Raw genomic sequence first — 10,687 nt, forward strand, 5'->3', positions numbered from 1 at the left:
GGACCGGGTCCGGCACAGCTGCCTCCCCGAGGCCGCCGCAACCATGGAACATGCCCTGACAGTGACGGCCATCGAAAACGACGCCGACTTCCTGGCCCGGATCGCCCGCCGGTGGGCCGAGGCGCTGGACCAGGACGGCGCCGAACCTTCCGAGGAATTGCTCCGCCGGATCCAGGGCGCCTTCCTCCGCAAACCCCGGCACGGCCTGCAGCACCTGGAAATCTTCGCGACCGCGGACCAGTTCGAACACCTTGTGACAGTGATGAACACCGCCACCAACCCCCGCAGCGGCCCCGACACCGGCGAAGGCACCGCCACCGGCCACACGGCGCAGGCCGGACCGGGTGACGGGTCCGAAGCGGCCGACGAGCCCGGCCCGTCTGACGAGCCCGCCACGGCCGAACAGCACGCCGCGCTGCCGTCCCTGGACCTCCGCTCCCGGCCCCAACGTCTGCTCGACGGCCTGGTCGGTGCCTGCAAGGCGGCGCTCGCCACCGGAGGGCTGCCCGCCGCGGGCGGGCTCCGGCCCCAGGTCATGGCCACCATTGACTACCGCGACCTGCTCACCCGGCTCGGGACGACCGGCTCCGAAAACGGGGCCACGGGATCTCTGGCGTTCACCGGCCCCGTCACCGCGTTCACGGTGCGCAAGATCGCCTGCGACGCCGACATCATCCCCGTCGTCCTCGGCGGCGAGGGCCAGGTCCTGGACATCGGCCGSGCCTCCCGSGTCTTCCCGCCCCACATCCGCAAGGCCATCACGGCCCGGGACCGGGGCTGCGCCTTCCCGCAATGCACCATTCCGGCSCCCTGGTGCGAGGCCCACCACATCACYTACTGGTCCCGCGGCGGAACCACCGGAACCGGCAACGGMACCCTGCTCTGCTCCCATCACCACCACGTGATCCATAAGGAACACTGGAGCATCCAGATGCGCACCGGRATCCCYTGGTTCATCCCGCCACCCCACCTTGATCCAGCCCGGACGCCCCGACGGAACAGCTACTTCCGCCTGGAGTGACCCCGCGCCTGGACTGAAGCTCGCCTCGACTGACTCGGTGGGACCCCCGAAATCAGCGCCCTACGTCGCCGGGCTCCCTGCACCGGGCCGAAAGTCCCAAGCATGCGCGCCCGGTCGGGCCTAGGGTGGAGGCATGGACCAGCGCAGTCTGATGCTGCGGGCAGTAAAGACGCTCCACACCCTTGCCTGGCTCGTGATCGAGGCCTGTATGGCTTACGTCCTGTACGCCGGCATCACGGGCCGAAATGACCGGAAAACGAGGGCTGCCGCCGTCGTGGTTGCCAGCGAATCGCTGATTTTTGCGGGCACCGGCTTCCAATGCCCGCTGACCGTCGTCGCGAAAAATCTTGGCGACGGCTCTGGCTCCGTCACGGACATCTACCTGCCGCGGTGGTTAGCGAATATCCTGCCCGGGCTCCACGTCCCCCTCATCCTCGTCGCCGTCCTGCTGCATTGGCGGAATTGGCGGAAACAGACGGTGCGCGACAGCGAGCGGCGGCTTTTGCTCGGGCGCTAGTGCGCGCCCGCCTCACACCTTCTCCCTGCCGCCGATTAACCGTGGTTCCTCCGGCGGGGCCTCTACGCGGATGCCCCGGGAGCCCGGCGAACCGTCCGGGAGTTGCCCGGATTGCGGGTAATCTAAGAGAGTTCCGGAGCCGGCACGGTCGCTCCGGAGCAGTTCATGGCAGGCAGCAAAAGGCGAGGTTGATGGTCCACATCTGGAACGATCTGTCCGAGGTCCCGGCGGACTTTGGTCCTTCGGTTGTCACGTTCGGCAATTTCGACGGCGTGCACCGCGGCCACCAGCAGGTGCTGTCGCAGCTCATCCGTACCGCCCGGTTGAACCACGCACGCGCCGTCGCCATCACCTTCGACCCGCACCCCGCACAGGTACACCGCCCGGAATCGGCTCCCGAACTGATCATGGGGCTGGAGGACAAGCTCGTGGCTCTCGGAGAGCTCGGCCTCGACGCCGTGCTGGTGATGAAGTACTCGATGGAGCTCGCCAGTCTCACTCCCGAGGAATTCGTCGCGACAGTGCTGGTCGACAGCCTCAAGGCCAGCCACGTGGTGGTCGGCCACGACGCCCGGTTTGGCCGCGGCAATTCCGGCGACCTCGCCACCATGCAGGAGCTGGGCAAGAAGCTCGGGTTCGAGGTGCTGGTCATCAGCGAATTCGGCTCAGAGGGCTTTCCCATCCACGACGACGACGGCACGGACCGCCGCTGTTCGTCCACGTGGGTGCGCGAGGCCCTGCGCGCGGGCGACGTCGCCACCGCCGCTGCCGTCCTCGGCAGGCCGCACCGGATGCGCGGCGAGGTGGTGCACGGTGCCGCACGCGGCCGCGACCTCGGGTTCCCCACCGCGAACCTCTCCTCGACGGCCACCGGGTACATCCCCGCGGACGGCATCTACGCCGGCTGGCTCGTGGACCAGGCAGGCACGCGCTGGCCCGCCGCCATCTCCGTGGGCTCGAACCCGACGTTCGACGGCGTGAGCCGTCAGGTCGAGGCCCACGTGATCGACCGCCCGGAAGAGTCTCCCGACGACTTCGATCTGTACGACCAGACAGTTGTGGTGGAATTTGTCGCCAGGCTCCGCGGCATGGTGGCGTACCGTGGGGCTGAAGCTTTGGTGGAGCAGATGCGCCTGGACGTCGTCCAGGCCCACGACCTCCTGTTCGCCCACTAAGAACCGGGCCGGATCGGCGTCGGCCCCCGCGCGGACAATGTTCTGATTCACTGGAGCGCGCTGATTCACAGCCACTTGGCAAGGAAGGCAAGACACGTGACCATCGAGAAAAACACGAGGGAACTGGACCAGGACATTGTCCGGGATTTCAGTGCGCGGATGAGCTACGCGTCGTACCTGCAGTTGCCCACCCTGCTCAGCGCCCAGCAGCCGGTCAGCACCCCGGAACACCACGACGAGATGCTGTTCATCATCCAGCACCAGACCACGGAGCTGTGGCTGAAGCTGGTATTGCACGAGCTTCGCAGCGCCGCCGCGTGGCTGCGGTCGGACGACCTCGGGTCCGCCCTGAAGGCGATCGCCCGCGTCAAGCACATTCAGAAGACGCTCACCGAGCAATGGTCCGTGCTGGCCACCCTGACGCCCACCGAGTACTCCCAGTTCCGCGGCTTCCTCGGCAATTCGTCCGGATTCCAGTCCAGCCAGTACCGTGCGGTGGAGTTCCTCCTCGGCAACAAGAACGCCAAGATGCTTCCGGTGTTCGAATCGGACCCCGAGGCCCACGAGATGCTGCGCGAACTGCTCGAAGCCCCCAGCATCTACGACGATTTCCTCGCCTATCTCAAGCGCCAGGGCTTTGACGTCCCTGACTCCCTGCTGGAGCGCGACGTCACCAAGGCCCACGAGTTCTGCCCCGAACTGGTCCCGGTGTTCAAGTACATCTACGAGAACGCCGCCGACAACTGGGGCGCATACGAGGCCTGCGAGGAACTTGTGGACCTTGAGGACAACTTCCAGCTGTGGCGTTTCCGCCACCTGCGCACCGTCCAGCGGACCATCGGCATGAAAGCCGGCACCGGCGGATCCAGCGGCGCCGCGTTCCTGCAGAAGGCCCTCGAACTGACCTTCTTCCCCGAGCTCTTCGCCGTGCGGACGGAGATCGGCCAGTGAGCATCTCCGCCAACACCGAATCGACGGACAGCCTGTGGCAGCGCGCCCTTGAGCTCGACGCCGCGGATCCGCTGGCCGGCTACCGCGACCACTTCGTCGGCACGGACACGGACCTGTCCTACCTGGACGGCAACTCCCTGGGCCGTCCGCTCAAGCGGACCGTCACCGACATCAGCAGCTTCATCCAGGACAGCTGGGGCGGCCGCCTGATCCGGGGCTGGGACGAGGAATGGCTCGAACTGCCCGAGAAGATCGGCGACCAGCTCGGCCGCGCCGTGCTCGGCGCGGCGCCGGGGCAGACGATCATTGCCGATTCCACCACCGTGGTGCTGTACAAGCTCATCCGCGCCGCGCTGGCAGCCGTCACTGATCCGGCCCGGACCGAGATCGTCCTGGACACGGATAATTTCCCCACGGACCGCTACCTGGTGGAGGGAATCGCACGTGAAGAAGGCCTGACCCTTCGCTGGATCGACGCCGATCCCGCCTCCGGCGTCACCGGCGAGCAGGTGCGGGACGCCACCGGCCCGGCCACCGCCGTCGTGGTCCTGAGCCAGATCGCCTACCGCTCCGGCTTCCTCGCGGACCTGCCGGGCATCACCGCGGCAATCCACGACGCCGGCGCCCTGGTGGTGTGGGACCTGTGCCACTCCGCCGGGTCTGTAGAGATCGCTTTGGACGACGCCGACGTCGACTTCGCGGCAGGCTGCACCTACAAATATCTGAACGGGGGACCGGGCTCGCCCGCATTCGCCTACATCAACGCACGGCACCTGGCCGGGCTGCAGCAGCCCATCTGGGGCTGGATGGGGCGCAAGGACGCGTTCGAGATGGGTCCTGGCTACGAGGCCGCCCCCGGCATCCGCGGCTTCCTTAGCGGCACTCCGGCGATCTTCGGGATGCTCGCCATGCGCGGCACCCTGGACCTGATCGAGGAGGCGGGGATGGCGTCACTGCGGGAGAAGTCACGGCTGCTGACCGCTTATGCCCTCGAACTTTACGACGCCTGGCTGGCGCCGGCCGGCGTGCAGCTGTCCACCCCGCGGGCGGCGGAACTGCGCGGCAGCCACGTGACGATCGACCACCCGGCCTTCCGTGAAATGACGGCCACATTGTGGGACCAGGACGTGATTCCCGATTTCCGCGCCCCGCAGGGCCTCCGGATCGGGCTCTCGCCGCTCAGCACATCCTTCGCGGAGCTTTACCGGGGCGTCGCCGCTATTCGCGAACTTCTCGCAGCCCAGGAAAGTGGAAAACCGCAACCGCCGCAGGCAGCTGGCGCGCCGGCAGAGTCGGCGGCCGCGCCCGGCGGTTTCGACAAGACCGCGGACGTGCCACTAAACTGAACGTTGGATCCGGCTGCAGTCCGTGGCGGCTGGCTCCTGTTGTGTACGGAATGCCCGGCTTCGGCGGGGGGATTCCGGGACGGCACCCCCGGCAGTGACTTACTGATTCGGGCCTCACGGCACATCTCTAGGAGTTATTGTGGCACTTGAAGCCGCTGTAAAGCAGTCCATCATCAAGGATTTCGCAACGTCCGAGGGCGACACCGGTTCGCCGGAGGTCCAGGTTGCAGTCCTGACTCAGCGGATCAAGGATCTCACTGAGCACATGAAGGAGCACAAGCACGATTACCACACCCAGCGCGGTCTGCTGGCCATGGTTGGTCGTCGCAAGCGCATGCTCACCTACCTCAAGAACACTGACATCACCCGCTACCGTAAGCTCATCGAGCGCCTCGGCCTGCGTCGCTAGTCAGCTTTAAGGGGCGGCCCCTTCCGGACCGGAAAGGGCCGCCTTCTTCAGGAAAAAACTAAACAGGAGGATCAACCGCATCACGCATTCGCGGTCCTCGGTAGTGATCCCCGGGAACGGCCTCAAGGAATGAGGCCCGGCCCGTGGGTCTCGATCGATGACCGGGTGCAGTGCAGGCCAGTAGACAGATGCTGGACTGGGTTGATGCGGCTGGGCTCCGTGAACCAAGAAACGGAGGTGACTCTCTATGGAGGGTCCCGAAATCCAGTTCTCAGAAGCAATCATTGACAATGGCCGCTTCGGCAAGCGTGTAATCCGCTTTGAAACCGGCCGCCTTGCCAAGCAGGCAGCCGGCGCAGCGATGGTCTACATCGATGAAGAGACCGCGCTGCTGTCCGCAACCACCGCCGGCAAGCACCCGCGTGAAGGTTTCGACTTCTTCCCGCTGACCGTCGACGTCGAAGAGCGTATGTACGCCGCCGGCCGCATCCCGGGCTCGTTCTTCCGCCGCGAAGGCCGTCCCTCCACGGAAGCCATCCTGGCCTGCCGCCTCATGGACCGCCCGCTGCGCCCCGCGTTCGTCAAGGGCCTGCGCAACGAAGTCCAGATCGTCGTCACCGTGCTGTCCATCAACCCGGACGAGCTCTACGACGTCGTCGCGATCAACGCGTCCTCGATGTCCACCCAGCTTTCCGGCCTGCCCTTCTCTGGCCCGATCGGCGGCGTCCGCGTTGCCCTCGTTGCCGACGAGAACGGCTCGCAGTGGGTTGCGTTCCCGAAGCACTCCCAGCTCGAGAACGCCGTCTTCAACATGGTCGTCGCCGGCCGCATCGCCGGTGACGACGTCGCCATCATGATGGTTGAAGCCGAAGCCACCGACAACTCCTGGAACCTCATCAAGGAACAGGGCGCCACCGCCCCGACCGAAGAGGTTGTCTCCGAGGGCCTCGAGGCTGCCAAGCCGTTCATCAAGGCCCTCTGCGAAGCACAGTCCGACCTGGCAGCCCGCGCCGCCAAGCCGACCGTCGAGTTCCCGGTCTTCCTGGACTACCAGGACGACGTCTACGCCGCCGTGGAGTCCGCTGCCGCCGAGAAGCTGGCCGCTGTCTTCCAGATCGCCGACAAGCAGGAACGCGACACCGCGTCCGACGAGCTCAAGGACGAGGTCACCTCTTCCCTGGCCGGCCAGTTCGAAGGCCGCGAGAAGGAGCTGTCCGCAGCCTTCCGCTCCGTCACCAAGCAGGTTGTGCGCCAGCGCATCCTCAAGGACCAGATCCGCATCGACGGCCGCGGCCTGACGGACATCCGCCAGCTCACCGCCGAGGTTGAGGTTCTGCCCCGCGTCCACGGCTCGGCCATCTTCGAACGCGGCGAGACCCAGATCATGGGTGTCACCACGCTGAACATGCTCAAGATGGAACAGCAGATCGACTCGCTGTCTCCCGTGACGCGCAAGCGCTACATGCACAACTACAACTTCCCGCCGTACTCCACCGGCGAGACCGGCCGCGTCGGTTCCCCGAAGCGCCGCGAAATCGGCCACGGTGCCCTCGCAGAGCGCGCCATCATGCCGGTGCTGCCGTCCCGCGAGGAATTCCCCTACGCCATCCGCCAGGTGTCTGAGGCTCTCAGCTCCAACGGTTCGACGTCGATGGGTTCCGTCTGCGCCTCCACGCTGTCCCTGCTGAACGCAGGCGTGCCGCTGAAGGCTGCTGTTGCCGGTATCGCCATGGGCCTGGTCTCCGACCAGGTCGACGGCCAGACCCGTTACGCCGCCCTGACCGATATCCTCGGCGCCGAAGATGCCTTCGGTGACATGGACTTCAAGGTTGCCGGTACTTCCGAGTTCGTCACGGCCATCCAGCTGGACACGAAGCTCGACGGCATCCCGGCCTCGGTTCTGGCCGCCGCCCTGAAGCAGGCCCGCGAAGCCCGCCTGCACATCCTGGACGTCCTGAACTCCGCGATCGACACCCCGGACGAGCTCTCCGAGTTCGCGCCGCGCGTCATCGCGGTCAAGATCCCGGTTGACAAGATCGGCGAGGTCATCGGCCCGAAGGGCAAGATGATCAACCAGATCCAGGAAGACACCGGAGCCGACATCTCGATCGAGGACGACGGAACTGTCTACATTGGCGCCACCAACGGCCCGTCTGCCGACGCAGCACGGTCCGCGATCAACGCCATCGCCAACCCGCAGATCCCGGAAATCGGTGAGCGCTACCTGGGCACGGTCGTCAAGACCACCACCTTCGGCGCCTTCGTTTCCCTGACCCCGGGCAAGGACGGCCTCCTGCACATCTCCGAGCTGCGCAAGATCGCCGGCGGCAAGCGCGTGGACAACGTCGACGACGTCGTCTCCGTGGGCCAGAAGATCCAGGTGGAAATCACCAAGATCGACGATCGCGGAAAGCTGTCCCTCTCGCCCGTAGTGGCTGAGGAGGCTGGCGCGGAAAACGCTGACGACGCCGAGGTCTCCGCGGACGCCGCAGAGTAGTCTCTCCTGAGTCAAAAAGCGGGGCCGGTGGATCAACCACCGGCCCCGCTGCTGTTAAAGGTAGGATGGCAGGCAGATTTGGCATGTGTTCAATGAAAGGCCTTGATGACTGTCGTCCCCCTGCCGCTAGAGCAGAACCAGCACGCTGACACCCTGATCCACGGCGCCGACGGCGGCTCCGAGGTGCGACGCTCGGTCCTGCCCGGCGGCGTCCGCGTCCTCACCGAAGCGATGCCGGGCCAGCGCTCTGCCACGATCGGTTTCTGGGTCGGCGTCGGCTCCCGCGACGAGGCTCCCGGCCAACACGGCTCAACGCACTTCCTGGAGCACCTGCTCTTCAAGGGCACCAAGCGCCGCACCGCGCTGGAGATCGCCTCGGCCTTCGACGAGGTCGGCGGGGAATCCAATGCGGCCACCGCGAAGGAGAGCACCTGCTACTTCGCCCGCGTGCTGGACACGGACCTTCCCATGGCGATCGACGTCATCGCGGACATGATCACCGGCGCGGTCCTGGACCCGCAGGAGATGGAGCAGGAGCGGGACGTCATCCTCGAGGAAATCGCCATGGACAGCGACGATCCCACCGACGTCGCGCACGAGAACTTCGTGGCCGCCGTGCTGGGAACGCACCCGCTGGGCCGCCCCATCGGCGGCACGCCGGCAGCCATCCGTGCCGTGGCGCGCGACTCGGTGTGGGACCACTACCGCCGCTACTACCGTCCCGACGAGCTCGTGGTCACCGCAGCCGGCGGCCTGGACCACGACGTCGTCTGCGGGCTCGTGGTGGATGCCCTGCACTCCGCCGGCTGGAACCTTGAGGCCGCGGCCGCCCCCGTGCAGCGCCGCTCCACCGAACGTGCATCGATCACCGGCACGGCCGGCCTGCATGTGGTCAAGAGGCAGGTGGAGCAGGCCAACATCATTATGGGTTGCCCGTCGCTGGTCGCCACCGACGGCCGCCGCTTTGTGATGAGTGTGCTCAACGCCGTCCTCGGCGGCGGCATGTCCTCCCGCCTCTTCCAGGAGGTCCGGGAAAAGCGCGGACTTGTCTACTCGACCTACTCTTTCGCGTCCTCCTACGCCGATGCCGGCTATTTCGGCATGTACGCCGGATGCACCCCGTCGAAGGTCCGGCAGGTCATTGATCTGCTGGGCGCCGAGCTCGACAAGCTGGCTGCCGACGGCATCTCAGACGAGGAGCTCCGCAAGGCGGAGGGACAGCTGTGCGGCGGAATCGTGCTGGCGCTGGAGGACACCGGTTCCCGGATGTCCCGGCTGGGCCGCGCGGAACTGGTGTCCGGCGAGTACCAGGACATCGATGAGACCCTCCGCCAGATCAAGGCCGTCACAGCCGCGGAGGTCCAGGAGCTCGCCCGTGAGCTCGCGGCAGCCCCGCGGACCGTCACGGTGGTCGGGCCGTTTGAGGAAAGCGAGACGTTCGGACTCCTGGCCTAGACATTCCAACTGGCGCGGCGTCATGATGGTGGCGGGGTCACTCGGGAGGAACTCCATATGGGAGAAACTGTGGACCGGCCGCTGCCAGGCAGTGCATGCGAGGCGCTTGAGGCTTTCCTGGGCCATTGGACGGGGACCACGCACTGGGAGGCAACCGCGTGGGGTCCGGCGCGCACCGCGGACACCGAGATGATCTTTTCCCGGGCAGCCGCCGGGCTTGCCGTCACCCAGAGCTACCGGCACACGGATGCGGACGGGACCCGGTCCGAAGGCCACGGTGTCTTCACGACGGACCCGGACCATCCCGAGGCCTTCTGGTACCACGTCAACAGCTTGGGGTTGCCGCCCGAGGGACCCGCGCGCGCCAGCATGGAAGGCGGCACCTTGACCGTGGAACGCCGGAGTGACCGCGGCACCGCACGGCACACCTTCCGCGTGGACGACGGTGAACTGACTCACGCCGCCGGTCTCCGCCTGGGCAGGGCGAGCGACTTCACGCCCTTCATGACCACCGTGTGCCGTCGCGTCGCTGAGGGCGCCTCCGTCCCGGTGTGAGGTCTCAGGATGCGGCTTCGAGGACCCGGGTCTTTGGAGCCCCTTGTAGGGCCGGGGCGGCGTCGGCGGAGTTCCAGACCGTCGCCTGAAGATTGGCCAACAAGGCTTCCGCCTGCCCGCGCTGATCGAAGTCCAACTCGACCACCACATAGTGCGGGTCGTCCACCGGGCGGCTGATCCGGTACGCAGTGACACCAGAGGCCGCCCGGTTCACCGGATCACGGTCGAAGGCGGTCTTCCACATGCCAAAATCCTTGATCCTGTGCTCGATCTGCAAGGTAAACATGGCGCGCTCCTGATCAATGATGTCGCCTGCCGTTGGGATATTCCACACTCTAGAACCGGCAGGGTCCACGCGATACCCCGGAATCGTTGCCCGACTGTTGCCAAACAGGGCGGGGAGTCGTTGACAGCGCGTGACCCGCATCATAGATTTACCGTAATCTGAATCACCTTTCAGGTTTGGCCCGGGTTATCACCTGGAAATCCTGCCCCTCCGTGGGTTCTCAAGAAAGGCATCCCGTGAAGGATACAAAGAAGTTCCTGCTGGCCGCCGTGATGGCCACCGGGCTCGCCCTTAGCGCCTGTGCGCCGACCTCGGGCTCGTCCGCGCCGGCCGGGTCCGGTGGCGCCGGGGGCGCGAAGTCCGACCCCGTCAACGTCGGCATCATCTATTCCAAGACCGGACCTCTGGCCGCCTATGGGGCCACCTATTACCAGGGTCTGCAGGCCGGAATCGACTACGCCACGGGCGGCTCGGG

General features: G+C 66.4%; 10 protein-coding genes and 1 pseudogene. 10 read left to right on the forward strand and 1 reads right to left on the reverse strand.

Annotated elements, in window-relative coordinates; translation table 11 throughout:
* The 9 genes from AC1D1W_RS18230 to AC1D1W_RS18270 form a co-directional block, all read left to right on the forward strand.
* Positions 1-1,021 (forward strand): DUF222 domain-containing protein (locus tag AC1D1W_RS18230; protein WP_476944426.1); only part of this gene is annotated, 1,021 nt, incomplete at its 5' end.
* Positions 1,022-1,154: 133 nt separating this feature from the next.
* Positions 1,155-1,538, forward strand: a complete 384-nt coding sequence (locus AC1D1W_RS18235; protein WP_028277198.1) for a hypothetical protein — start codon at positions 1,155-1,157, stop codon at positions 1,536-1,538.
* A 191-nt stretch (positions 1,539-1,729) separates the two neighbouring features.
* Complete coding sequence (locus tag AC1D1W_RS18240) at positions 1,730-2,713, forward strand: bifunctional riboflavin kinase/FAD synthetase (protein ID WP_243181747.1); 984 nt, start codon at positions 1,730-1,732, stop codon at positions 2,711-2,713.
* Between the two features lie 96 nt (positions 2,714-2,809).
* Positions 2,810-3,664 carry a tryptophan 2,3-dioxygenase gene (gene kynA / locus AC1D1W_RS18245; protein ID WP_028277200.1) on the forward strand — a complete coding sequence of 285 codons (855 nt, stop codon included), beginning with the start codon at positions 2,810-2,812 and terminating at the stop codon, positions 3,662-3,664.
* Positions 3,661-5,010, forward strand: coding sequence for a kynureninase (locus AC1D1W_RS18250; RefSeq protein ID WP_476944427.1), 1,350 nt, complete (start codon positions 3,661-3,663; stop codon positions 5,008-5,010). The genes kynA and AC1D1W_RS18250 overlap by 4 nt, the downstream gene beginning before the upstream one ends.
* A 139-nt stretch (positions 5,011-5,149) precedes the next feature.
* Positions 5,150-5,419, forward strand: coding sequence for a 30S ribosomal protein S15 (gene rpsO, locus AC1D1W_RS18255; protein ID WP_018774485.1), 270 nt, complete (start codon positions 5,150-5,152; stop codon positions 5,417-5,419).
* 247 nt (positions 5,420-5,666) lie between these two features.
* Positions 5,667-7,916, forward strand: a complete 2,250-nt coding sequence (locus AC1D1W_RS18260; RefSeq protein WP_243181749.1) for a polyribonucleotide nucleotidyltransferase — start codon at positions 5,667-5,669, stop codon at positions 7,914-7,916.
* Positions 7,917-8,021: 105 nt separating this feature from the next.
* Positions 8,022-9,371, forward strand: a complete 1,350-nt coding sequence (locus AC1D1W_RS18265) for a M16 family metallopeptidase (protein ID WP_243181750.1) — start codon at positions 8,022-8,024, stop codon at positions 9,369-9,371.
* 57 nt (positions 9,372-9,428) lie between these two features.
* Positions 9,429-9,926, forward strand: coding sequence for a DUF1579 domain-containing protein (locus tag AC1D1W_RS18270; protein WP_243181751.1), 498 nt, complete (start codon positions 9,429-9,431; stop codon positions 9,924-9,926).
* Positions 9,927-9,930: 4 nt separating this feature from the next.
* On the opposite strand, the gene AC1D1W_RS18275 is transcribed toward AC1D1W_RS18270, so the two are convergent.
* On the reverse strand, positions 9,931-10,212 hold the full coding sequence (locus tag AC1D1W_RS18275; protein WP_476944428.1) for a hypothetical protein: 282 nt from the start codon (positions 10,210-10,212) through the stop codon (positions 9,931-9,933).
* A 236-nt stretch (positions 10,213-10,448) separates the two neighbouring features.
* Here AC1D1W_RS18275 and AC1D1W_RS18280 point away from each other — a divergent pair.
* A pseudogene (locus AC1D1W_RS18280) lies at positions 10,449-10,687 on the forward strand (amino acid ABC transporter substrate-binding protein); the annotation flags it as partial.

The organism is Arthrobacter sp. P1_B4 (assembly GCF_056406555.1).

Coding starts and splice junctions, on each gene's coding strand:
- AC1D1W_RS18235 (WP_028277198.1), top strand. CDS start 1,155: ATGGACCAGCGCAGTCTGATGCTGCGGGCAGTAAAGACGCTCCACACC.
- AC1D1W_RS18240 (WP_243181747.1), top strand. CDS start 1,730: ATGGTCCACATCTGGAACGATCTGTCCGAGGTCCCGGCGGACTTTGGT.
- AC1D1W_RS18260 (WP_243181749.1), top strand. CDS start 5,667: ATGGAGGGTCCCGAAATCCAGTTCTCAGAAGCAATCATTGACAATGGC.
- AC1D1W_RS18265 (WP_243181750.1), top strand. CDS start 8,022: ATGACTGTCGTCCCCCTGCCGCTAGAGCAGAACCAGCACGCTGACACC.
- AC1D1W_RS18270 (WP_243181751.1), top strand. CDS start 9,429: ATGGGAGAAACTGTGGACCGGCCGCTGCCAGGCAGTGCATGCGAGGCG.
- AC1D1W_RS18275 (WP_476944428.1), bottom strand. CDS start 10,212: ATGTTTACCTTGCAGATCGAGCACAGGATCAAGGATTTTGGCATGTGG.